Annotated in this window: 26 protein-coding genes; 15 read left to right on the forward strand and 11 right to left on the reverse strand. The window is 69.9% G+C overall.

Going from position 1 to position 21811, the window contains the following annotated elements; genetic code table 11:
- The coding region (locus NLX83_RS38080; RefSeq protein ID WP_254240144.1) for an HNH endonuclease signature motif containing protein at positions 1-1097 on the reverse strand (1097 nt) is incomplete at its 3' end.
- Positions 1098-1397: 300 nt separating this feature from the next.
- Between NLX83_RS38080 and NLX83_RS38085 the strand changes: the two genes are divergently transcribed.
- The gene (locus NLX83_RS38085) at positions 1398-1595 is read left to right on the forward strand and encodes a hypothetical protein (RefSeq protein ID WP_254240145.1); all 198 of its coding nucleotides are present in this window, start codon (positions 1398-1400) and stop codon (positions 1593-1595) included.
- Positions 1596-1863: 268 nt separating this feature from the next.
- On the opposite strand, the gene NLX83_RS38090 is transcribed toward NLX83_RS38085, so the two are convergent.
- The gene (locus tag NLX83_RS38090) at positions 1864-3201 is read right to left on the reverse strand and encodes an aminotransferase-like domain-containing protein (RefSeq protein WP_254240146.1); all 1338 of its coding nucleotides are present in this window, start codon (positions 3199-3201) and stop codon (positions 1864-1866) included.
- Between the two features lie 62 nt (positions 3202-3263).
- On the opposite strand from NLX83_RS38090, the gene NLX83_RS38095 reads away from it, so the two are divergent.
- A complete protein-coding gene (locus tag NLX83_RS38095; protein ID WP_254240147.1) occupies positions 3264-3905 on the forward strand; it encodes a DJ-1/PfpI family protein in 642 nt (213 codons plus the stop codon).
- Here the strand turns inward: NLX83_RS38095 and NLX83_RS38100 are convergent.
- A complete protein-coding gene (locus tag NLX83_RS38100; RefSeq protein WP_254240148.1) occupies positions 3880-5319 on the reverse strand; it encodes an alpha/beta hydrolase in 1440 nt (479 codons plus the stop codon). The two genes, NLX83_RS38095 and NLX83_RS38100, sit on opposite strands and share 26 nt — an antisense overlap.
- Positions 5320-5447: 128 nt before the next feature.
- Between NLX83_RS38100 and NLX83_RS38105 the strand changes: the two genes are divergently transcribed.
- Complete coding sequence (locus NLX83_RS38105) at positions 5448-6482, forward strand: NAD(P)H-dependent oxidoreductase (protein WP_254240149.1); 1035 nt, start codon at positions 5448-5450, stop codon at positions 6480-6482.
- On the opposite strand, the gene NLX83_RS38110 is transcribed toward NLX83_RS38105, so the two are convergent.
- Positions 6473-8761, reverse strand: coding sequence for an ATP-binding protein (locus NLX83_RS38110; RefSeq protein WP_254240150.1), 2289 nt, complete (start codon positions 8759-8761; stop codon positions 6473-6475). The genes NLX83_RS38105 and NLX83_RS38110 overlap by 10 nt on opposite strands.
- Positions 8762-8917: 156 nt before the next feature.
- Here NLX83_RS38110 and NLX83_RS38115 point away from each other — a divergent pair, with 156 nt between their 5' ends.
- Both NLX83_RS38115 and NLX83_RS38120 read left to right on the forward strand, forming a co-directional pair.
- On the forward strand, positions 8918-10360 hold the full coding sequence (locus tag NLX83_RS38115) for an FAD-binding protein (protein ID WP_254240151.1): 1443 nt from the start codon (positions 8918-8920) through the stop codon (positions 10358-10360).
- A gap of 193 nt (positions 10361-10553) precedes the next feature.
- Positions 10554-11321 (forward strand): right-handed parallel beta-helix repeat-containing protein, encoded by a 768-nt coding sequence (locus tag NLX83_RS38120; RefSeq protein WP_254240152.1) that lies wholly within the window; start codon positions 10554-10556, stop codon positions 11319-11321.
- A 41-nt stretch (positions 11322-11362) separates the two neighbouring features.
- Here the strand turns inward: NLX83_RS38120 and NLX83_RS38125 are convergent, their stop codons facing one another.
- Positions 11363-12754 carry a GMC family oxidoreductase gene (locus NLX83_RS38125; protein ID WP_254240153.1) on the reverse strand — a complete coding sequence of 464 codons (1392 nt, stop codon included), beginning with the start codon at positions 12752-12754 and terminating at the stop codon, positions 11363-11365.
- Between the two features lie 270 nt (positions 12755-13024).
- A complete protein-coding gene (locus tag NLX83_RS42160) occupies positions 13025-13834 on the reverse strand; it encodes a helix-turn-helix domain-containing protein (RefSeq protein ID WP_254240154.1) in 810 nt (269 codons plus the stop codon).
- A gap of 47 nt (positions 13835-13881) precedes the next feature.
- On the opposite strand from NLX83_RS42160, the gene NLX83_RS38135 reads away from it, so the two are divergent.
- The 9 genes from NLX83_RS38135 to NLX83_RS38170 all read left to right on the forward strand — a co-directional run bounded on the left by NLX83_RS38135 (position 13882) and on the right by NLX83_RS38170 (position 17825).
- Positions 13882-14067, forward strand: coding sequence for a hypothetical protein (locus NLX83_RS38135; RefSeq protein WP_254240155.1), 186 nt, complete (start codon positions 13882-13884; stop codon positions 14065-14067).
- Between the two features lie 13 nt (positions 14068-14080).
- The gene (locus NLX83_RS38140; protein WP_254240156.1) at positions 14081-14620 is read left to right on the forward strand and encodes a GNAT family N-acetyltransferase; all 540 of its coding nucleotides are present in this window, start codon (positions 14081-14083) and stop codon (positions 14618-14620) included.
- Between the two features lie 9 nt (positions 14621-14629).
- Entirely contained in the window at positions 14630-15184 is a 555-nt protein-coding gene (locus NLX83_RS38145) for a sugar O-acetyltransferase (RefSeq protein ID WP_254240157.1), read from the forward strand.
- Positions 15185-15355: 171 nt separating this feature from the next.
- Entirely contained in the window at positions 15356-15679 is a 324-nt protein-coding gene (locus NLX83_RS38150; RefSeq protein WP_254240158.1) for an ArsR/SmtB family transcription factor, read from the forward strand.
- Position 15680: 1 nt separating this feature from the next.
- Positions 15681-16142, forward strand: coding sequence for an SRPBCC family protein (locus NLX83_RS38155; RefSeq protein ID WP_254240159.1), 462 nt, complete (start codon positions 15681-15683; stop codon positions 16140-16142).
- The gene (locus NLX83_RS38160; RefSeq protein ID WP_254240160.1) at positions 16139-16753 is read left to right on the forward strand and encodes a maleylpyruvate isomerase family mycothiol-dependent enzyme; all 615 of its coding nucleotides are present in this window, start codon (positions 16139-16141) and stop codon (positions 16751-16753) included. Before NLX83_RS38155 ends, NLX83_RS38160 begins: the two co-directional genes overlap by 4 nt.
- Positions 16754-16865: 112 nt before the next feature.
- Positions 16866-16991, forward strand: a complete 126-nt coding sequence (locus NLX83_RS41515; protein ID WP_256565074.1) for a hypothetical protein — start codon at positions 16866-16868, stop codon at positions 16989-16991.
- 37 nt (positions 16992-17028) lie between these two features.
- The gene (locus tag NLX83_RS38165; RefSeq protein WP_254240161.1) at positions 17029-17403 is read left to right on the forward strand and encodes a DddA-like double-stranded DNA deaminase toxin; all 375 of its coding nucleotides are present in this window, start codon (positions 17029-17031) and stop codon (positions 17401-17403) included.
- Positions 17391-17825, forward strand: a complete 435-nt coding sequence (locus NLX83_RS38170) for an Imm1 family immunity protein (RefSeq protein ID WP_254240162.1) — start codon at positions 17391-17393, stop codon at positions 17823-17825. The genes NLX83_RS38165 and NLX83_RS38170 overlap by 13 nt, the downstream gene beginning before the upstream one ends.
- A gap of 303 nt (positions 17826-18128) precedes the next feature.
- On the opposite strand, the gene NLX83_RS38175 is transcribed toward NLX83_RS38170, so the two are convergent.
- The 4 genes from NLX83_RS38175 to NLX83_RS38190 form a co-directional block, all read right to left on the reverse strand.
- Positions 18129-18851: a class I SAM-dependent DNA methyltransferase gene (locus NLX83_RS38175; RefSeq protein WP_254240163.1), complete on the reverse strand. Its 723-nt coding sequence runs from the start codon at positions 18849-18851 to the stop codon at positions 18129-18131.
- A 79-nt stretch (positions 18852-18930) separates the two neighbouring features.
- Positions 18931-19470, reverse strand: a complete 540-nt coding sequence (locus NLX83_RS38180) for a GNAT family N-acetyltransferase (RefSeq protein WP_254240164.1) — start codon at positions 19468-19470, stop codon at positions 18931-18933.
- Positions 19467-19961: a CGNR zinc finger domain-containing protein gene (locus tag NLX83_RS38185; protein WP_254240165.1), complete on the reverse strand. Its 495-nt coding sequence runs from the start codon at positions 19959-19961 to the stop codon at positions 19467-19469. The genes NLX83_RS38180 and NLX83_RS38185 overlap by 4 nt, the downstream gene beginning before the upstream one ends.
- 45 nt (positions 19962-20006) lie before the next feature.
- Positions 20007-20456 carry a DUF6194 family protein gene (locus NLX83_RS38190; RefSeq protein ID WP_254240166.1) on the reverse strand — a complete coding sequence of 150 codons (450 nt, stop codon included), beginning with the start codon at positions 20454-20456 and terminating at the stop codon, positions 20007-20009.
- A 41-nt stretch (positions 20457-20497) separates the two neighbouring features.
- Here NLX83_RS38190 and NLX83_RS38195 point away from each other — a divergent pair, with 41 nt between their 5' ends.
- Entirely contained in the window at positions 20498-21232 is a 735-nt protein-coding gene (locus tag NLX83_RS38195) for a MerR family transcriptional regulator (protein ID WP_254240167.1), read from the forward strand.
- Positions 21233-21294: 62 nt separating this feature from the next.
- Here NLX83_RS38195 and NLX83_RS38200 read toward each other — a convergent pair whose 3' ends face one another.
- Complete coding sequence (locus NLX83_RS38200; RefSeq protein ID WP_254240168.1) at positions 21295-21747, reverse strand: GNAT family N-acetyltransferase; 453 nt, start codon at positions 21745-21747, stop codon at positions 21295-21297.
- Positions 21748-21811 lie beyond the last annotated feature (64 nt).

Here is a 21811-nt window from a genome sequence, read left to right on the forward strand (position 1 = left end):
ATCACATGATGGTGATACACGCACAGCAGGACGAGGTTGTCGAGGTCGGTCGGTCCTCCGTCGATCCAATGCACCACGTGATGAGCTTCTGTCCATGCGGGGGGCCGATCGCAGCCCGGGAAGGCACATCCCTTGTCCCGCACGGCGAGGGCGCGTCTCTGGGCGAGTGAGGCGAGGCGTCGTCCGCGTCCGTAGGCGAGGGGTTCACCCTTCTCCCCGAGGACGACATGGGCGATGTCGGCGTCACAGGCCATGTGCTGGGCCAGGTCCGGGGACACCGGCTGACCGGTGTCAGTCCGAGCACACCCGGTCTTGTCCTTGAGGTTGTCGGCGTTCATCGTCATGACCAGCAGGGAGCGGGGCAGTCCGGGGATGTCGTGGTGGGCCATCGCGATCGTCATGGCCTCGATGAACGCGTCGGCCAACCGCTGCTCGAAGGTACGCGGGTCTTTCTCCCCGTCCACACTCCTGGGTTTGGCCATCCCGAGCAGGAAGTTGGAGACCTTCTCACCCTCGAGCGGACCCATCGTGGCACTGAGGCGCACGCTCCCGTCCTTGCCCCGGGACATCCGAGCCGCCCGCCGCTCCACCGCCTCCCGCTCATCCCGGTAGACACCATCCGGGTCAACCACCGTCCGCACATACTTCCCCGCGCGCTTCAGGAACTCCGGGTCCAACGTCGGAGCGACATCCGCCAGCACACGTTCAGCACCCTCCACATGCTCCGACGGGAGACGCTTGATGGCATCGGAGATCACCAGCGCGTGTTCACCACTGATCTCCCCGGCATACACCGCCTCCCGGGTATGGGGCAGTCCCGGCAACTCCCGCACCAACCGAGCGCGTCGCTTGGCCTCACCGGGATGGATCTGCAGCTTGGTGCACAACAACATCGACAGGTCCTTGCACCCATAGGTCGAGTGCAGCACACGCTCGTCCGCCTGAGTGTTGGCGTCGGTTTTCACAGCGGTCAGGAGCCTGCTGATCGTCTCCAACTCGTGAAGGAATTCGAGGTGGTCGTTTTCGGGGAGTTGGTAGGAGTCGTTGGCCGCCAGCTGCGCGGCGAGTAGATCCTTGGTTGCCTTGGTATCCAACATGATCACACCTCCTCTCCTGTGTGGATACTTCCACTCAATCACAACTTCTCGTGGTGTCAAATCGGTGCCACACAAGGAAAAACCCAGGCGTCGACCATCTGTCAGGCGCGGCTGGAACGGTTGGCTTTACCTGGGGTGCGCGTGCCATACGCTTGTCGCGAGGGCCGGGGTTTCATCCCGTGCCCCCGTGAGGCCCAAGGGCACGCGCAAGGGGCCCCAGGTCAAGCCGACCCCACGCAGGCACCGACGCGAGCTGGAAGCCCGACCCCGCTGGAAACCCAGCCACACAAGGAAGTCCAGATGACCGAAACCAACCAACCATCCACAGTGGACGCGCTTTACGACAGCCCCGGTCAGCAGTCCAGGACCTTCAACGACTTCCTGATGCCGTCGAGCGCGCGAGGCAGCCGATCTCGGAAGACCTCGTTGGCCTGCGCGGTGCCGACGAACCACAGTCCGAACGCGACCTCGCGGATGGCGACGAACGTGTCCAGGTAGCCGAGGTGGGCCCGCGACAGCGGTCGGCTCCGCCATGGATTGGCGCGCTGCCGCGGCCACCCGATCGAAGGCTCGCCGCAGATCGTCCGGCAGCAGGTCCCAGACCTGGGCGGCGTTGATCCCGCCGTACTGCAGGGTGTCGCCGAAGAACGGATATTCGGTCAGCGCGCGCACCGAGATCCGCCGCGCCTGGTTCATCTGTTCCCGGCGGGAAAGCACGGCGCACTGTCCCACGACCGGGATCTCCTCGGCTGAAGCGCTGACATCCTCAGCGGTGCGCGTCGTCGTCGACCACCTGTCTGACGACGTTCAGCGTCCGGCGCAGCTCGTCGAGCCCGATCGAGCCCAGGGCCAGCCGAAGTGCTTGTGGCACAGGGTCGGTGGCGGCGAACGGCTCGGCGGTGGAGACGGAGATGCGTTGGCGCGCCAGCGATGCCGCGACTCGGTCCGCCCGTGAGCTCTCGGCCAGGGGCAGCCAGAGGAAGTACGACGCCGGGTGGCTCACGAAGGGCAGCCCGCCGAGGGCGTCGCGGGCGATGGCCTGCCGGGTGAGGGCGTCGTCGCGCTTCTGGGTCTCCAGCCGGTCGACGGTGCCGTCCTCCAGCCAGCGGCACGCGATCTCGGCGCCGAGCGCGGCCGTGCTCCAGGTCGTCGCCCGGATCGCGCGCTCGATCGCGGCGACCCGCGCCTCGGGCGCCGCGACGAAACCGAAACGCAGGCCGGTGGCGACGTTCTTGGACAGGCTGGAGACGTAGATCGTGCTCTCCGGTGCCAGGACCGCGAGCGGCGGCGGGCAGTCCTCGACCAGGTAGGCGTAGGCGGCGTCCTCGATGATGATCAGCCCGTGGCGGCGCGCGATCGCGACCAGGCGATCGCGGGCGGGCCGAGCCATCACCCAGCCCAGCGGGTTGTGCAGCGTCGGCATGGCGTAGACCGCGCGAACCGGGCGCTGGGCGCAGAGTCGTTCGAGCGCGTCGAGGTCTGGTCCAGTCCGGGTGACCGGCAACGTCGTCAGTTCCAGTCCCTGTGCGTGCGCCAGCACCTTGAAGCCCGGATAGGTGAGCGCGTCCACCGCCACCACGTCGCCGTGGCGGAGCACGGCCGTGGCGGTCGCCGCGAGCCCGTGCTGGGCTCCGCTGGCGATGAGGACCTGTTCCGCGCGCACGGTCAGGCCGCGGCGCCGGAGGTGGCCGGCGACCGCCGCCCTGTCCTTGGCCCGCCCTCGGTGGGGTTGGTAGTGCAGAAGGGAGTCCAGGTCGCCCGCGGTCGCCAGCTCCCGCAGGGCGCGGCGCAACAGGTCCGCCTGCCCTGGCACGGAGGGGTAGTTGAAGCTGAGGTCGACCGCGTCGACCGCCACCGACCGCTGGTCGATGCCCTGACCGGACAGCAGCGCGGTGTCGCGGACGAACGTGCCCCGGCCCTGTTCGCCGCTCACCAGGCCCATCGCCTCCAGTTCGGCGTAGACGCGGGAGGCGGTGACCAGCGCGATGCCCTCGCGGGCGGCGAGCTCGCGATGGGTGGGCAGGCGGGTCCCCACGGGCCAGCGCCCCGAACGGAGCTCCGCCGCCAGCGCGTCCACCACGCGCTTGTACCGAGGAGTGCGCACGGCGCGATTGTATCCATGACAATTTTTCGACTGTCATGGATACGGCTCCTAGGCTGCGCTCCATGCACATCGCGATCCTGACCTTCGAGGGGTACAACGAACTGGACTCGCTCATCGCGCTCGGCGTGCTCAACCGGGTCAAGCGGCCCGGCTGGCGGGTGTCGATCGCCAGCCCCACCCCCACGGTCCGTTCGATGAACGGCGTGGTGATCGAGTCGATGGCGGACCTGGAACAGGCCTGCGCCGCGGACGCGGTCGTCGTGGGGAGCGGGGTGCGGACCCGCGAGGTGGCGGCCGACCCCGCCGTCATGGACGTGCTGCGGAACCTCGACCCCGCCCGCCAGCTGCTCGCCGCGCAGTGTTCCGGAACGTTCCTGCTGGCCGAGCTCGGTTTGCTGCGCGGTGTTCCCGCCTGCACCGACCTCACGACCAGGCCGTGGGTCGTCGCGGCCGGGATCGAGGTCCTGAACCAGCCCTTCTACGCCAAGGACAACGTGGCGACGGCGGGTGGCTGCCTCGCATCGCACTACCTGGCCGCCTGGGTCATCGCCAGGCTGGCCGGTCCCGAAGCCGCCGCGGACGCGCTGCACTACGTGGCCCCGGTCGGGGAGAAGGAGGAGTACGTCGCGCGAGCCATGCGCAACGTGAATCCCTATCTCCAGCCCGAATCCGCTCTCGTCAGCTCGGTTCCGCCGCGCACGTGACGTCGCGCGCCGGGTGCTCGCCCGTGATCAGGAACGCCGTGACGGCATCGTTGGCGCACTTGTTCGGGGCGAGCACGTAGACACCGTGGCCGCCCTGGTCGGCGGTCACCATCCGAGCCCGGTCACCGAGGGCCCGGCGCATCTGCCGGGCACCGGTCAGCGGGGTGGCCGGGTCGCGGGTGTTCTGCGCCACCAACACGTTCGACGGTCCCCGGTCGCCGACCTGGACCGGCGGCTCGGCGGGCTCGGACCGCCAGAACGCGCACGGCCGGATGTTGGCCGCGGCCGCGCCGAACATCGGGTAGCGGACCCGGTCGACGGCGACATCGCGCTGGTAGGACTCCACCGACTTCGACCAGCGGGCGTCGTTGCAGATCACGTAGAGGTGGCTGGACACCTTGTTGTCCAGGTCCTGCGGGGCGGGCATGGGCGGCAGCGGCTTGTTCGTGTCGAGCGCCCGCCAGGACTCGGCGAGCAGGGGCAGCTGCCTGTCGGCGTAGGTGAAGGCGAAGGTCATCAGGCGGAACGCGGCGCCGTCGACACCTTGCACGGGCGCACGGTCAAGGCGGGCTGCGAGGTCGAAGAACTTCGCGCGCACCTGCTCCGCCGTGGTGCCGAGCCCGTACTCGGGACGGGCGGCGGCGAACTTGGCGAAGTCCGGGAAGCGGTCCTCAAGGCCGCGGGCGAACAGGCGCCCGCCCTCGGCGTCCAGACCGGCCGGGACCAGGCTGCTGTCGAGCACGAGGCGGTCACCGCGGTGCGGGAACAACGTCGCGTAGACCGCGCCGAGATGCGTGCCGTAGGAATAGCCCAGGAAGGAGATCTTCTTCTCCCCCAACGCTTCCCGGATGCGGTCCATATCGCGCGCGGTGTTCGCGGTCGTGGTGTGCGGCAACATGAACGCCGTCCTGGACCGGGCGCACTGCTCGGCGACGGCCTTCGACCTCTCGGCGTGCTTCGCGACTTCGGCCGCGTCACGCGCGTAGGGCGGGACGTTGCCCCGCAACTGCTGTTCCTCGGTCAGGTCGCACGTCACCGGGGTGCTGCGGCCCACGCCGCGCGGGTCGAAGCCGATGATGTCGTAGCTGTCCAGCACGCTCCGCGGCAGTCCCAGGGCGGCGAGCAGCGCCGGGAAGTCCAGGCCGAAGCCGCCCGGCCCGCCGGAGTTGGTCAGCAGCACGCCCCGGCGCTTCGCGGGGTTCTTGCTCGCCAGGCGGGAGATCGCGATCTGGATCTTCCGTCCGTCCGGCTTCCGGTGGTCCAGCGGCACATCGAGGTTCGCGCACTGCATGCCGGGCGCGTGCACCCCCTGCGGGCACGCGCCCCACTGGAGCGGTGTCGCCCCCTGTGCGAGCCCCGGGGCCGCGGTCGCCACGACGGCGAGAACGACGGCGATGGGCAAGGCTTTCCGCATGGTTCCCCTCCTGTGCGGCGCAAAGGCGCCGCGGTCAACGAGTGCAGGCCGTGGGCCTGTCCTCGCCGAGTAGAAACCGTGCCGTCACGGCATGGTCAAGCACCGCGCGCGGCCTAAGCTGGCGCCTTGTGACCACCGACGCCGTCAGCCGCCTCGCCCACCCGGACCCCAGACAGCGTGAGCTGGCCGCGGCGGAACTCGGAGATCTCTTGCGCGGCAACGCCTTGGACGCCACCGGCGTCGAGGTGGTCATCACCGGACTGGTGAACCTCGCCCTTGGCGACGACGACCCGGTGATCATCGAAGAGGCGCTGCACGCGATCAGCGAAGGGGCCTACCGCCGCATCCTGCCGTCGCACTTGGTCATGCCGCTCGTGCGACGCATGCCGTCGCTCACACCGGAGTTGCTCGAATACGTTCTCGACATCCTGGCCTCCACGCGTGATCCGGCGGTCCGACCGGTGCTCATCGCCCACCTGGACCACGCGCTCCCCGCGATTCGGGACGCCGCCGCGGGCGCGCTGCCGGAACTGCCCCGCCCGAAGCTGCTCCACCTGGACTCCTCCGCCGGGCGCTCGAACTCGCGGTCGCGGGCCATCACCGCGGCTTTCGCCTCGGCCTTCAGCGACGCGGCACCGGGGAACGTGGTGGTCCACCGCGACCTGCACACCGAACCGCTCCCCCACCTGCCCGACCCGAGCCTGCACTGGGCGGCGGGCCTGCGGGAGGCGGACGCGAGCCCGGACCCGGCCGCCGAGGACCTCCAGCGACGGCTCGTCGCCGAGCTGCTGAGCGCGGACGTGCTCCTGATCGGCGTCCCGCTGTACAACTACTCGCTGCCCTCCAGCCTCAAAGCGTGGCTCGACCACGTCCACGTCCCGGGACTGACGGCGCCGTCGGCGATCTCCGGCGCTCCGCTGGCCGGACGCCCGGCCGTGCTGGTCGCGACGCGGGGCGGGGACTACGACGACGGAACTGTGAACGAGGGCCGGGACCACGCAACCCCTGTGCTGCAACTGATTCTGGGAGAAGAGATGGGGATGGCGGTCAGCGTGATCACCACCAGCCTGACCTTGGCCAAGGTCGACCGCGCCGAGAACGAGTACGGACACGCCCTGCGGAGCGCGCGTGATCTCGGCGCGCGGCTCGGGCGTCAGCGGTGAGACGAGCCCCGGTTGCCGTACCACGTGGCGAGTTGCGTGCGGTTGGTGAAGTGGAGCTTGGCCAGCATCCGGCCCACGTGCGTCTCGACGGTGCGCTTCGACACGTACAGCTCCTCGGCGATCCGGCCGTTGCTCAGCCCGGCGGCGACGAGCTCCGCCACCTTCCGCTCGGCCGCGGTCAGCGGTGAGGCGATGACGCCGGTCCGGACGTCCTCGGACTCGGAGGTGTCGAAGGGGCGCAGCGCCAGGTCGTAGACCTCTTCCGTGGCGAGCCGGGTGCCGTCGGTGTACGCGGCGCGGAACGCGGCCTCGCCGATCGCGGCGACGATGCGCCGCTCCGCCTGTTCGCGTTGGCGCTGAAAGGGAACCAGCCCGCTGAGGCCGACACCGTGCCGCTGGTGCAGTCCGATGCAGCCGCCGAGGAGCCGGGCCGCGTCCTCGGGCTCGCCGATCCGGGCCCGCCACCACGCGCTGGCCTCGATCGTCCACGTGCACCCCCACCGGTCGCCCATCTCGATCAGGGCGGGCAGGCACTCGTGGAGCACGTACTTCGGCTGGCTCAGCGCGGGCAGCCCGTGGGTCCACAGCGCCCAGGTGCGGGCCCACGGAGAGTTGTGCCGCTCGGCGTCGGCCAGGCAGTCGGCGGAGGCCGCGTCCGCGATCTCGGTCGCCCCGAGCAGGCCCGCGCCGACGGACAGCAGCAGCGCGGCCATCTGGCCGTCACCGGGCGCGCCGATCGCGCGGAACCCGTCGCGGGCCTGTCGCAGCAGCGCCAGCCCCGCGGTATCGCCCCGGCTGAGCACGAGGTGCAGCCCCTCGGCGAAGAGCACCGGCGGCGCGGACTCGATGCCCAGCCGCTGGGCGACCGCGCGGCACTGGTCGAGGTGGTAGTCGCCCCTTTCCTTGTCACCGATGGCGATCAGGGTGAAGGCGAGCGCCGCGTGCGCGGCCATCCTGGGCTGGGTCGGCTCGGCGGGCTCGACCGAGAGCAGGTCGTCCGCCCAGGCGCGGACGGTGCTCTGCAACGCGGCGAAGAAGTGCACGCGGGTGCGGACGACGTCGGCGACGATGCCCAGCCCGATCTGCACGGTCCTGGTGGCCACGCACCAGTTCACCGCGGCGCGGATGTTGGGCAGCTCCCGGTGGATGCGGGCCAGCCAGGTCAGCTCGTCCGGGCCGAACCACTCCACCGCGCAGGTCGCGACGAGCCGCCGCACCCAGTGGCAGTGCTTCTCGCGCAGCGCGTCGGTCTCGCCGAACGCGTCGAGGTGGCGCAAACCGTAGCCGCGCAACGGTTGCAGCTGTTGATAACGACCGTCGCCGCCGACAACGACGACGGAGTGCCGCACCAGGTCGGCGAGCAGGGCCAGCACCTCGTCGCCGCCCCCGTCACCGCAGACCTCCTCGGCGGCCTCCAGGTCGAAGCCGCCGGAGAACACCGCCAGCCGGGCCCACAGGCGGCGCTGCTCCGGGCTGCACAGGTCCCACGAGACGTCCAGTGCCCGGGTGAGCGTGCGGTGGTGCGGCTGCGCGCGGCGCGTCCTGGTCGCCAGCAACCGGCCGCCGTCCAAGCGCTGCAACGTCTTCTCCGGCCCGAGCACGCTCATCTGCGCGGCGATCAGCTCGATCACCAGCGGCAGTCCGCCGGACCACCTGGCCAGTTCAACGACGGCGTCCCACGCGGCGCCGCTCTCCGGGATCGCCGGGCTGCCGGTGGCGGCGGCGCGGTCCAGCAGCAGCTCGACGGCCTGGCTGCCGCGGGCCTGCTCCGGGGTCGCGTTGGCCTCGGGGATGGTCACCGGGGGGACGGCGACCACGCGCTCCGGCGGGAGGTCCAGCCGGTGCCGCGTCGTGGTGACCACGCTGAGCTGGGGCACCTCCGTCAACAGGGCGATCACCATGTCGGCGACCGGGTCGAGGAGGTGCTCGGCGTTGTCCAGGACCAGCAGCACCCGCTTGCCCTGGAGGTGGTCGAGCAGCACCTCGACCGCGCCGCGCCGGGACTGGTGGTCGGTGACGCCGAGCGCGGTGACGATGGACTGCCCGATCGCGGTCGTGGCGTCCTCGCCGGGGTTGAGGTCGGCCAGGTACACCACGGCCGAGAGGTCGAACTCGTCGGCCACGTGGTGCACCAGCTCCAGGGCGAGCCGGGTCTTGCCGACCCCGCCCGCGCCGGACAGACTGATCAACCGGGTCCCCCGCCGCACCGCCCCGGCCAACGAGCCCAACAGGTCGTCCCGGCCGACCAGGCTGGTCAGCGCTACCCCTGCTAGTTCCACAAGCCCGGACCCTACCCACCGCCGCGCCCCGATACGTACGTGCGGGGTCCGCACTCGTACGTGCGCGGCTCCCGAAGCGTGCGGTCATCACCGACGCGCGGGCCCGGTCATCGCACCACGATTCGCCGTGAACCCACGGCGATCTCAGGAGACCTGATGACCGATCAAGCCCTGTACTGGCGCCGCCCCGGCCAAGACTGGGCGAGCGCGGTGACCGAGTCCGCCGTGGCCGCGTCGGTGCTCACCGGGGATCTGTTCGTCACCGGCGACGCCGTGCGGGAAGCCTCGCGCGATTTCGGCCGGGTGGTCGACCGGCGCCCGCACGCGGTGCTCCGGCCGCGGACCGCCGAGGACGTCGCGAAGGTCGTCAGGTTCTGCCACGACCACCGGGTTCCCTTGGCGCCGCAGGGAACCGGCCACATGACGCAGGGGCAGCGGCTGGTGGAGGCCGGGGTCGCCGTCGACGTCACCGCGCTGCGCACCATTCGCGGGCACGGCCCCGGCTGGGTGGACGTGGACGCCGGGGTGCTGTGGTCGGACCTGGTGCGGACCCTGGCGGCGGCCGGGAGGCGGTTCGCGGGCGGGCTGACCGGTTACCTGCCCGTCAGCGTCGGCGGCACCCTCAGCGCGGGCGGGGTCGGCCCCGACTGCCACAACGGCGCGCAGATCGACTTCGTCGAGCGGATCCAGATCGTCACCGGGAGCGGCGACATCGTGTGGGCCTCCGAGCGCGAGCACCCGACCCTGTTCAACGCCGCGCTCGGCGGGATCGGCCAGGTCGGCGTCATCACCAGGGCCGTGCTCAAGGTGACCGCGCTGCCGACCGGTGTGCGTTCCTGGGTGCTGCCCTACACCGACCAGGTCGCGGCCTTCGCCGTGATGCGCGAGCTCCTCGACCGGGGAACCCTCGACGAGGTCTTCTGCGTGGTCGCGCCGCCGGGCACTTTGGCCCCGGTCCCGACGTTCCTCCTGCACCTCGCCCACTACGAGGACGGGGCGGGCGCGCCGCGCGAGGGTTTCGTCGACGGCCTGTACCCGCGGGGTCCGGTCCAGGAGGAGCGGACCGACTACGTCTCCCACGTCACCAAGTACTCGGCGATCATGGAGCGGTGGCAGCGCGAGGAGCGCTGGGACGACTGCGTCAAGCCGTGGTTCGACGTCTGGCACGCCGATGCCGTGATCGACTCCTTCGTCGGCGACGTCCTCGGCCAGATGACCGCCGAGGACTGGTCCCTCCCGCACGGGAAGGGCTTCGTGCTGCTGATGCCCCATCGTGCCGGGGTGTTCCGCCGGTCCCGCCTGCGGCTGCCGCAGCAGGGCCCGGACGACTGGGTGTGGCTGTTCGACGTGCTCACCTCCTCACAGCCGGACCCTGACCCCTTGTTCACGGAAAAGATGTTGCGGCGCAACCAGAACTGGCTCAACGCCGCGCGGCGCGCCGGTGGTTTCGCCTATCCGGTCGGGAGCCAGGTCTTCACCCCTGAGGACTGGCGGCACCACTACGGGGACACGTGGGACGAGGTGGTGCGGACGAAGAAGATCCACGACCCGGCGCGCATCCTCACCCCCGGCCCCGGGATCAACGCCGCGCTGCCCTGACCGCGTGGACCAGCCCGGCGGCGTCGCCCCAGTGCCCACTCGACGCCGCCGGGCGCCTTGCTGCTCACGGCGTTGGGGACCCCTCCCAGGACGGGACCCGTACTGTCCGCCTCCGCCGCCCCGCTCCTTCGACCACCAACGAGAAGGGCTGGTGACGGCACATCATCACCACTCCACAGGCAGGAGTCCCCCTGTGCTCGGCAAATCTCTCATCGGCATCACCGCCGCGCTGTTCATGGTCGTCGGTTCGGCCCCCGCTGACGGCGCGTCACGGCTGACGATCAACCAGGGCGGCACGGCGGAGAACCCGCGCGTCTACGACGGCACCGGCAAGACCGTCGACGGCATCGACATCAGGGCCAGCCACGTCATCGTCCGCAACTTCACGATGAACCGCCCCTCCGCACCGGGAATCCGCGCGCTCGGCAACAACATCACCCTCGAGGCCAACACCATCACCAACCCCGTCAACGGTGACGGCGACGGCATCCGCTTCTTCGGCGACAACATCAAGATCCTGCGCAACACGATCAGCGGCACGAGCAACAAGTACGGCCACGCCGACTGCATGCAGACCTATGCGACGAACACCCCTGGCAGCAACCACGTCCTGATCGAGGGCAACCGCTGTCAGAAGATCGACAACATGTGCCTGATGGCCGAGGGGCCGAACGAGGGCGAGGGCAGCGGCAAGGGCCACAGCTCCCACTTCACCCTCCGCGGCAACTTCTGCGAGACGCTCAAAGCCTCGCAGACGCTGATGTTCGAGGACATCCAGCACGCCACCATCGAGAACAACGAGTTCGCCGCGTCACCGACGAAGGCCATCGGCCTGGCGATCAAGTCCACCAACGCCACCGTGAGCGGCAACAAGGTCAGCCCCGGCATCAAGTACGAGGTCGGCATCGACAAGTCCTCCATGCCGGGCTACAAGGGCCCCAAGCCCGGCGGCAAGCCCTGACCGACTGCCTGACGTCCCGGGCCCGTCCGCGGGTCCGGGCGTCACATCAGCGTGACCGCGTGTTCGGCGATCGCGATGGCGTCGAGAGCGGTGGGCGCGCGCAGGGGCACCGGGACGATCGAGAGATCGACGACGCGAAGGCCGTCAACGCCGAGGACTCGGCATTCCTGGTCGACCACCGCACCCATCGCGGCCCCGCCGAGAACGGCGCACCTGCTGAAGGTCATGGCGCGCAACGCGTCGTCGAGGCGTTCGTCATCACCGACGACCTCATCGTCGATCATGGCGAATCCGGCGATGTGCCTGGCGAGCGCGGGATGGGCGCAGAGCTCCCACGCGTGCCGGTAGGCCGCGCGCATCCGGGCCAGATCGCCGTCCGCCCGGTAGAAGCCGAGGTCGATGCCGTCGAGGGTGACGCCGCCGCGGGACACGGGGTTGAGGTCGCCGACCATGAGCGCGATGGACGGCTCCGTCCCGCCCGGCGGTGGACCGGTGAACAGGGTCAGGTAGAAGCCCTGATCGTTGGTGTGACCGGGAATCCCGGCGAGGCGGCCGAAGAGCTCGGTCAGCGGCGACCGCTCGGTGACCGCGCCGGGGACCGGGATGGCGGGGACGACAGCGCCCGGCTGGTCGTAGAGGTCCCGCCCGACGCCAGGCAGGTCGACGCCGGATCGCAGCAACAGCAAGGGTGTTTGCGGTGACCCGCAGGCGAGGACGACCTCGCGGGCGGTGATCGTCTCTCCGGCGACCTCGACCCCGCGCACGCGCCCGTCCCGGATGACGATCCGATCCACATGGATGTCGGCGTGGACGGTGAGGTTGTCGCGGGCTCGGGCCGGAGCGAGGTAGGTCGACGCGGTGGACGCCCGCGCACCGTCGGGGTACTGGTTGTGCGGATAGGGGCCGATGCCCACGGCACCCGGCGCGTTCATGTCGTCTTGGTAGGGATGACCGAAATCCATTGCGGCGTCGAGGAATCCGGCCATCGGCGGCGTCAGACGAGCAGGGTCCGGCCGGACGATGGGCACGGGCCCGTTGGCGCCGTGGTAGGTGCTGCCGGGGAAGTCCTTGTCGGACTCGGCACGGCAGTAGGCGGGCAGCACTTTCTCCCACGACCACGCGGGAAAGCCCTTCGCCGCCCACGCGTCGTAGTCGGCTGGGAGGGCCCGCACCGCGCCTCTTCCGTTGATCTGCGCCGATCCCCCGACAACCTTGCCCTTGGGCAGTGCGGCGCGGCGTCCCCCGGTCACGATCGCGGAAAGGCCCCAGTCGAACCCTTCGCCGTTGCCCGTGGTGAGGGCGGTCGGCAGGTCGGCGAAGTCGGGACCCGCCTCCAGCAGCACGACGGTGCGCGACGGATCTTCGGACAGCCGCGCGGCCAGCACGCATCCCGCCGTGCCCGCGCCGACGATCACGAGGTCCGCAGTCGCCATGTTCACACCCGAACCATACGACCGCCCACCGCCCACCGTATGGAACGAATCGGAACGACCGCTCCTCACTCCCCGCGATCTCCCCCTTCGCCAGAACATCACCAGCGCAGCCCAAATCCCCGTTTCGTACTCTTGTCGGGATTTTGGAGCGCTCTTTTTCCCGTTATGAGTACGAAACGGGGTTCTCTAGACGGCGCGCGCCCTGGATGGGGTGGACGGGCGGTTGTGGCGCATGGGCACAGTTTACGTGGACGGCTCGCCGGGCGCGCGCTACGCCAAGGGCAGGCTGGCGGGATGTGCGGCCCAAGCCCCGGGCGTGGTTCCGGTGATGTCGAGGAAGTCCCTGCCGAAGTGCGGCTGGTCGGCGTATCCGCAGACGGACGCGGTCGTGGCCAGGGCCGCGGCTCCGGTGCCGAGGAGCTGGATCGCGTGCTGCACGCGCAGCACCCGCGCCAGCTGTTTCGGCGGCACACCAACGTGCGCGAGCACCTGGGCGGACAGGTACCTGGTGCTGCACCCGAACTGGTCGGCCAGCGAGGCGACCGATGCCTGCCCGTTCGTCTCGCGCAACCGCGTCCAGGCCCACGCCGCCGCGGGTGACGGGCTGTGCGCACCGCTCAAGCGCGCCAACAGGAACGCGTCCAGCAGGTCGAACCGTTCCGCCCAGCCGGGCGCGTCCGCGAGCTGTTCCACGAGCCTGCGGCCAGTGGCACCGAGAACGTCGACGAGGTCGACCGCGACCCCGGTGAACTCACCGAGGCGCGTTCCCAGGACCATCCCGGCCGCGAGCGGCGTGACGTCGACCTGCACGCCGTACTGCTCACCGACGTACTCGGTCTCCGCCCACCGATTGCCCACGACCGCGACGAAACTGCCCAGCTCCCCCGGCCCGCCGACAACGCGGATGGTCGGACCGAAGCTCAGGATCAGCGCGACCCGGCCGGTCGGGACCTCGCGCCTTCGCACGGGCAGCAACGCGTGCTCGCGGTAGCCCAGGTACCGCGCCACGAAACCCCGCAGCCCGGCGGCGGGCGGGCGGGAGAACACCTCCCACGAACCGGCCTCGGTCTGCCCCTGCACCTGCGTGATCAGCGGTCATCCCTCCCTCCGGACCCGACAGTACGAGCTTGCCCCCGGTCGTACCGGCTGGCATCCTCGCCGCGCACGTCGATCACCTCGGTCGTCAGACGCCGGAGCTGAACAGGTACGTCGAGGCGGCGTTCGACCAGGAAAGTGACTTTTTCGCCTGGTTCTCCCACACTGTGGCGACACGTCTGCGGCCGCACGCGTTCGACTTCGGCGACGGGCCGTGAGGGGGCTCGACGAATGGAACCGAACGCGATCGACGCGGGCGCGTGCCTGCTCCGGCGGCTGTCCCCGGACGACCGGCCGGTGCTCGTGGAAGCCTTCGCCGACCCGGAGATCCGGCGGTGGTTGCCCACCCGCCTGCCGGACCTGGACGCGGCGAGCGCCTACCTGGCGTTGCGCGCGCGGGAATGGGCGCGAGCCGAGCGCTACTCCTGGGCCCTCGCCGACCCGGCCACGGACGAGCTCCTCGGCGAGGTCGCCCTGAAGAACCTCGACTGGACCGGTCGCACCGCGCGCCTGGAGTGCTGGACCCTGCCGCGGGCTCGTGGTCGTGGCCTGGCCGTGGCGGCCGTTGGCGCGGCAACGCGTTTCGGGTTCGACGAGCTCGGTCTGCTGGAGATCGGCTACGGCCACGGGGAACGGAACACGGCATCCGCCCGTGTGGCCAGGAAGTGCGGATTCCGGCTGTCCCACCGGCTCCCAGACGAGGTCGTGATCGACGGCGTGCCGGAGACGATCGTGGTGTGGACGGTGACCCGGCTCGCGACGATGGCATGATCGGATGGCGTGGGTGAGCAGAAAGAGCGCATGCTGCGCGGCGAGTGGTACCTCGACGAACCTGAGCTGGCCGAAGAGCGGCGGCGGTGCGGGCGCCTGCTCGACCGGTTCAACGCGACCGTGACCGACGAGGACGCCGAGCGCTTCGAGATCCTCACCGAGCTGCTCGGCGGCATCGGCCCCGGGACCCGCGTCCTCCCGCGTTTCCTTTGCAGCTACGGCTCGTTGACCACGATCGGCGCGAACAGCTTCGTCAACAACGACGCGTACTTCATGGACGACGCCAGGATCACGATCGGGGATGACGTCCGGATCGGGCCGCGCGTCCAGTTGCTGACCGCGCTGCACCCCTTGGAGGACCACGAGATGCGCCGCGAGGGCTGGGAACGGCCCCTGCCGATCACCGTCGGCGACAACGCCTGGTTCGGCGGTGGCGTGATCGTCTGCCCCGGCGTCACCATCGGCGCGAACGCCGTCGTCGGGGCGGGCAGCGTGGTCATCCGCGACGTCCCGGAACGCACCTTCGTCGCGGGCAACCCCGCGCGGGTCATCCGCGCGCTCTGACGGGCCGGTCATCCGCGCGGCGACCGGCTTCGGCGCACGCGGCGTGGAGATGTCCCAAAGCCTTGTGGTGTTCGCGTGGCGGTGACCGGCTTGTCCCCGTTCGTCCGCAGCACCATCGGTAAGCGCAGACGAACAGTTGACATCGGCTTACCGTTAGCAGAGACTTACCGAGTGCCTGCTTCCGCCGCGACAGTGTTGGACGCCCTGGGTGACGGCAACCGCCGGTTGATCCTGGAACGACTGGTCACCGGTCCGGTGCCCGTCGGCGTCCTGGCCGACCAGTTGCCGATCTCGCGCCCGGCCGTGTCGCAGCACCTGCGGGTGCTCAAGGAAGCCGGGCTGGTGGTGGTGTCCGTGGTCGGCACGCGCCGCCTGTACCGCGTCAACCCGGCCGGGCTGACCGTCGTCCGGGAGTACTTCGACCGGTTCTGGGCGACCACAATGGACAATTTCGCGGCGCTGGCCGAGGCCGAGGCCACCAAGGGAGACAGCTGAGATGAGCACCGAAATCCAGGTCCACCGCTCGGTGAGCGTGCCGTTGTCACCGGACAAGGCCTTCGCCCTGTTCACCACGCGGATGACCGAGTTCTGGCCGCGCGAGCACTCCATCGGCTCCTCGCCGCTCGACCGCGTCGTCGTCGAACCCCGGCTCGGCGGGCGTTGGTACGAAAAGGGAATCGACGGCAGCGAATGCGACTGGGGCCGGGTCGGCGACTGGGGCCCGCCGCACCGCGTGGTGCTGCTGTGGCAGCTCGGCGCCGACTGGAAGTTCGACCCGGAACTGGAGACCGAGGTCGAGGTGACCTTCACCGAGGCCGACTCCGGGGGCACGCTGGTGGAGCTGCGGCACCGGCACCTGGAGCGCTACGGCGGCCAGGCGCAGACCATGTACGCGGTCTTCGACTCGCCCGGTGGCTGGACCGGCACCCTGACCGCCTTCGCGGAGGTCGCCGGATGAGCAGCACCATGACCCTGGCCGTGCGGGAACGGGCCGACTTCGCCGACTTCCTCGACAAGCTCGCGCCCGAGCAGTGGGACCTGCCGACGCTGTGCGCGGGCTGGACCGTCCGCGAGGTGGTCGCCCACGTGATCAGCTACGACGTCATCGGCTGGCGCGGAGCGTTCGGCCGGTTGGCCCGCGGCCGGTTCAGCCTCCACAGGGCCAACGCCATCGGCGTCGCCGAGTACGCCGACACCGACCTCGTCGCCCTCTTCCGCACCTACGCGCGCCCGCGCGGTCTCACCACCGCGTTCGGTGGCCGGATCGCCTTGGTGGACGGGATGATCCACCAGCAGGACATCCGCCGCCCCCTGGGCCTGCCGCGGGAGATCCCGCACGACCGCCTGCTGGTCGCGCTCCGGTTCGCGTTGTTCGCCCCGCCGCTCGGCGCGGGCAAGCAGGTCCGCGGCCTGACCCTCACCGCGACCGACGTGGAGTGGTCACACGGCTCCGGCCCCGAGGTGCGCGGCCCCGGCGAGGCGCTCCTCATGGCCATCGCCGGCCGCTGCGCCGCCCTCCCCGAGCTGACCGGCCCCGGCGTCCCCCTCCTCACCTCCCGACTCACCTGAGCCCTCCCCCACTGGCATTCTGTTGGAAGCCGCCAGCACCCAAGACGCCCGTGCGGTGGGCGGCGCCCACGATCCTGGCGCCGACGAAGCGCTGGGGCTGCTGACTCGCAGCATGGCTGACCTGAACGACGCCTATCGCGGCTTCGTGGCCCTGGGGCAACGAGTACAGGGCTACCTCACCGGATTCGCGGGCATCGGGGCAGCGCGGTCGGAGGCCGCAGGGCACCCCGACTCGTGAGCGGATCGAACAGCTCCGGGCCGAACTGCCCCCACCTGTGGCCCGGGGCAGGAGGCAGAAGACGCACGGCCGATGGATCGGACCGGACGGAGGCGTACGCACGATCGTCAGCGGCGAGGATGAGCGGACACCACAGATCAACGACACCTTGCGAAGCATGGGTTGCCCCAGGGTCCCGATCGCCACGGCCGCGGATGTCGAGATGAAGCTGGTCGCGTTGATGCGCGAGAAGGGCGCCGATGACCCCGAGTGGCGACACTTCACGCTGGTGATCAACAACCGGCCCTGTCGCGGAATCCTGGGGTGCGCGACCCTGATCGGGATCATGCTTCCCGAGGGGTACTCCCTGACGATTCACGCCCCGAACTACCACAAGCGCATTCCGGGAGGAGCCAAGCCGTGGTGGCGCTAGAAGCCTGGTACGACAGCGAGGATGACGAGCCAACCCTGATCCAGGGGAGCGCCGATCTCGATGTCCTGTTGGATCGCATGGTCGCCGATGGCCGGGGCTTCGACGTGCCGCCGCTGGCCGAGTTGTCCCGCCAGAGCCCGGACGGGTGGCTCGTCGCCCACGTCGGTCTGGATCCCCGGCGCGGAACCGGGTTCATGACCTACGCGGACCCGGTCGGATCGGTCACCAGCTGCAACGGCGGAACCGACCGCGAGCCGGTTGACTACGACTACATGGGACACCAGCGCCAGATTCCCGCCAACGCCGAACTTCCCCTGGCGGATATCTGCGAAGCCGTTCACGAGCTTGTTGCGACAGGTGGTCGACCGAGTTGTATCGCCTGGCAGGAAGACGCCGAACCAGGACGCTCCTCGACGCCGTGATGAACTCGCGGGCCCGAACGACCCGGAAGCGCCAAGCAGGGCCACTGCAACCCGCTCGCCCTGCCGACCATCGGACTCCTCGCACCCAGGCTCCACCCAGGCGCACCCTCATCCTGCGCTGAGGTGGCCAAGTTCTTCCGTTTCGTACTCTTGCCGGGATTTGGGAGCGCTCTCTTTCCCGCTATGAGTACGAAACGGGAGATCTCTAGGTTGCGGCCGCCGGGCGTTGGGTGCGGGGGCGGGTGGGATGCATGGGTTCAGTTTACGTGGTGTGCGGAGTGCTTGAGGGATTGCGGGCGGGGGCTAGGTGGGTTTCTCCCAGACGGAGACGTGATTGGTGCTCTCGCCGGTGAACGGGCGGCGCGTCCAGTCTTCCCACCGTTCGCGTAGCCGTAGCCCGGCCAATTGGGCCATCAGGTCGAGTTCGGCGGGCCACGCGTAGCGGAACGGGATGGAGCGGAACTCGCCGCCCGCCCGCACGTAGTTGGAACTCATGGCCTGCGTGGCGAAGTCGTAGACGTCGTAAGCCCACCGGGTGGAACTGACGTGGAACGGGAGCACGTTCTGGCCGGGAGGCAGGCTTCGCAGGGCGGGAACGCCGACCTCGATGACGAAGCAGCCGCCGGGTTCGAGGTGAGCGGCCACGTTGCGGAAACACTCAACCTGGGCGGACTGCGAAGTCAGGTTCATGATGGTGTTGAAGACCAGGTACGCCAAGGAAAAAGTCCCGGCCACACGTGTTGTCGAGAAATCGCCGATCGTCACACCGATGGCATTGGCGCCGGGTTTGGCGCGCAACCGGGAGGCCATCGCGCGGGACAGCTCGATTCCGTGCACAGGAATACCGCGCTGCGCCAAAGGCAAGGCGATGCGGCCGGTGCCGATGCCGAGTTCCAGTGCGCGACCGTCGCCGGCGAGCGCGGCCAAGAAGTCGACGGCAGGATTCACCGCGCCCGGCGCGAACATCTCCGCCGACGACTCGTCGTAGGTTTCGGCGACGCTTTCCCCGAAGTATCCGTCCTCCACAGCCCGACCGTAACGCCAGGACCGCGTAGAGCGCGAACGATTGCCGAGCTGGAGCGCTGACCGGGCGCACGGTTCTACCTCATCCTGGTGGACGATCGAACCGGTAGACGTAGTGCGCCGCCTCGTCGATCGGGTTCTCCGGTTCGAGGTCGGCCTCGGCGATCCGCCTCGCCCCGGCCTTCTCCAGCGCGCGCCAGGACGCGATGTTGGCCGCCACCACCGGGATGATGATCGCGGGCGCTCGCGGGTGGTCGGCCCAGGTCCGTTCCACGGCCCAGCGGATGAGCCGCGAGCCGAGGCCGCGCCCGACCTGGCCGAGGTCGCCGATGAGGTAGTCGAGGGTGACCGCGTCGTCGGGCACGGGCACGACCGCGGACAGCGCGTCGAGGTCCTCCTGGTAGTCCGCGATCCGCGAACGCTGCATCAGGGCAACGGGTTCGCCGTCGACGGAGACCAGCCAGTCCTCCCCCGGCTCCTCGCCGCGCGCCGAGGCACCGAAGTCGCGCTCGACGGCTTCGGGGGTGAACTCGTGGTACCACCACCGGTGCACGTGCGGGGTGGCGAGCCAGCGGGCCACGAGGGGGAAGTCTTCCGCGGTGAGCCTGCGCCACGTGATCATGCTTGCTCCTTGAGGTGTCGTCTGTAGTAGCGCGCCTGGCGCATCCGCCCGCTGCACGAGGGATGGCAGAACCGGCGACGGCCGTGCTGCGCCACGAACAGCACTCCGCAGTCCGGCGCCGCGCACCGCCGTGGCACGACGCCGTCCACGAGCAGTTCGATCGCACAGGTGGCGATGCGTCCCAGCACCGCGCTCGTCGTGGTGACCCAGCGCGCTTTCCCGTCGCTGTCGAGCCGCAGCACGCTCGGAACTTCGGCGGCGAACGCGTTGAGCGTCTGCACGGCGTCCGGGTCGAGTTCGGACTGCTCGGTCAGCAGCCGGTAGACGGCGTCCCGCAGTTCTCGGGCGCGGTCCGGCTCTGCCGCCTCCAGCTCCATCGCGGCGAACCACCCGGCCGCCAGTTCGGGCGTGCCGAGGCAGTCGAGCCCGCCATAGAGGGTGTTGGCGAACTCGACCGGCAGGGGCTCGGTGCCGAGGATGGGGTACTCCACAGACTGACGGTAACAGACTCTGTTTACCGTCAGTACGGATTTCCGCTAGTCGGCTCGGCGGCGGGCGTTCTCGTGGGCTTCGCGAAGGAGCTCGACCGCGAGCGGTGTCGTGTGGTCGCCCGGGTTCACGATGGCGATCCAGCCCTGGGTCGAGTAGACGGGGTGCCGAAGGACGACGTCGGCGGCGCTGAAGTCCGGCCGCGACGCCACGCGCTTCGGGTCCTCACCGGTGAGCCTCATGAACGCGGCCCTGCCGACGTGGATGTTCAGCCGCCACCGCCCCGGCGGGTCGAGGTCGGACAGGGCGTCGTCCGGGTAGTTCTTCGTGACGATGGTGGCGTAGGGCTGTGTCCGCTGCGGGACCTGTCCGTCCGGGGCGTAGTAGAAGAAGTGGTCGCCCCACGCGATTTCCGGGAACTCGCTGCCTTCGGCGGGGGCGAGTTCGAGGACGCCGTCGAAGCCGCGCACCGTGTCGAGGATCTGCTCCATACTCATGCTTGAAGTGTGAGGTTGAAGTGCTTGTGGAGGGTTCGCCGATGGTCCACGCCGACGCAGCGGGTGACCGGCTCAGTACGAGCGCTGTCTCAGCGATCACGGGCTACTCCGTGCAGCAGATCCGGAACCTGGAGGCCCTGGAGGTCATCGCTCCCGCCTCCCGCGCGGCCAACGGATACCGCCAGTTCTCCGCACACCACGTGCGCGACCTCCGCGCCTACCGCGATCTTGCCGCTGCCGTGGGACCCGTCCTGGCCCGCCGGGCGATGCGCGAGATCCGCTCGCTGCCGCTCGCCGAGGCGGCTGCGCTGGTGTGCTCCTTCCACACCGCGCTCAACCGGGAACGGGACGAGGCGCTGGCCGCGCAGCACGCGCTCCGCGCCATCCGCGCCGAGGCAGCGGTCGACGCCGAGCCGACCACCGAGGACGCGATGACGATCACCGAACTCGCCGGTGCGCTCGGCGTCCGCACCTCGGCACTGCGATTCTGGGAGAAGGCCGGGCTCGTCTCACCCGAGCGAGTCATCACGATGGCGGGCGCGGCTCGGCGCTATCCCCTCCCGGCGATCCGCGAGGCCCGCATCACCGCCGCGCTCAGGGCGGCCGGTTACCGGATTCCCGACGTGCAGAGGGCGATCACCGCCATCCGCGATCTTCAGGACGTCGGCGAAACTCTCGACGCACTGGCATCGAGAATCGACTCCATCGCGCACCGTGCCCTCGCTCTCCTCCGCGCGGGCACGGTCATTTCCGAGATCATCGCGCTCAGAAGCTGAAGCACCCGGATCAACGCCCCACCGCGAGCGGCCGTCCCACATGCGCCGCCCCGGATAAACGTTCACAACCGCAGGCGCAGCACGATCTCGTCCCCGTCGACCTCACCGGTGGGTTCGAAACCGAATCGTTGGTAGAACGGCCACGGTTCGCCGTCACCCGGCTGGTAACTCGTGAGCAGCTCGGTGGCGCCGTCCGCGCGGATCAGCTCGACGATCAGCTTGAGCACCTCCGAGCCGTACCCGCGTCCCTGGTGCTCCGCGCCGATGATCAGCCGCCACAGGAAGTACGGCCCCAGGATTCCCGGCCGCGGCAGCACATTCCAGCTGAGCATCACGAAACCGACCGGCGAGTCCCCGGAGTACACGGCCCGGTACCAGGGCGCCGCCTCGGGCGTGGAGGCCGCGTCCCGCAAAGACTTCGCGACCGAGTCGACGAACTTCTCCTGGCCGGGGTGCACGCGCACGGCGCACACCTCGTCGCGGTTGGCATCGGTGATCTCGCGCAGCGACAACATGTCCCCAGAAAAGCACGAAACCGGCTGCCCTTGGGAGCACAGCCGGTTCCGTGGGAAAGCAGGC

It is taken from the genome of Allokutzneria sp. A3M-2-11 16, assembly GCF_024213555.1.
GTDB lineage: Bacteria > Actinomycetota > Actinomycetes > Mycobacteriales > Pseudonocardiaceae > Allokutzneria.

What these genes read in the sequence shown, in the direction of transcription:
- NLX83_RS38085 (WP_254240145.1), top strand. Translation starts at nt 1,398, where the DNA reads ATGACCGAAACCAACCAACCATCCACAGTGGACGCGCTTTACGACAGC.
- NLX83_RS38095 (WP_254240147.1), top strand. Translation starts at nt 3,264, where the DNA reads ATGCACATCGCGATCCTGACCTTCGAGGGGTACAACGAACTGGACTCG.
- NLX83_RS38100 (WP_254240148.1), bottom strand. Translation starts at nt 5,319, where the DNA reads ATGCGGAAAGCCTTGCCCATCGCCGTCGTTCTCGCCGTCGTGGCGACC.
- NLX83_RS38115 (WP_254240151.1), top strand. Translation starts at nt 8,918, where the DNA reads ATGACCGATCAAGCCCTGTACTGGCGCCGCCCCGGCCAAGACTGGGCG.
- NLX83_RS38125 (WP_254240153.1), bottom strand. Translation starts at nt 12,754, where the DNA reads ATGGCGACTGCGGACCTCGTGATCGTCGGCGCGGGCACGGCGGGATGC.
- NLX83_RS38140 (WP_254240156.1), top strand. Translation starts at nt 14,081, where the DNA reads ATGGAACCGAACGCGATCGACGCGGGCGCGTGCCTGCTCCGGCGGCTG.
- NLX83_RS38155 (WP_254240159.1), top strand. Translation starts at nt 15,681, where the DNA reads ATGAGCACCGAAATCCAGGTCCACCGCTCGGTGAGCGTGCCGTTGTCA.
- NLX83_RS38160 (WP_254240160.1), top strand. Translation starts at nt 16,139, where the DNA reads ATGAGCAGCACCATGACCCTGGCCGTGCGGGAACGGGCCGACTTCGCC.
- NLX83_RS41515 (WP_256565074.1), top strand. Translation starts at nt 16,866, where the DNA reads ATGGCTGACCTGAACGACGCCTATCGCGGCTTCGTGGCCCTGGGGCAA.
- NLX83_RS38180 (WP_254240164.1), bottom strand. Translation starts at nt 19,470, where the DNA reads ATGATCACGTGGCGCAGGCTCACCGCGGAAGACTTCCCCCTCGTGGCC.
- NLX83_RS38190 (WP_254240166.1), bottom strand. Translation starts at nt 20,456, where the DNA reads ATGAGTATGGAGCAGATCCTCGACACGGTGCGCGGCTTCGACGGCGTC.
- NLX83_RS38195 (WP_254240167.1), top strand. Translation starts at nt 20,498, where the DNA reads ATGGTCCACGCCGACGCAGCGGGTGACCGGCTCAGTACGAGCGCTGTC.
- NLX83_RS38200 (WP_254240168.1), bottom strand. Translation starts at nt 21,747, where the DNA reads ATGTTGTCGCTGCGCGAGATCACCGATGCCAACCGCGACGAGGTGTGC.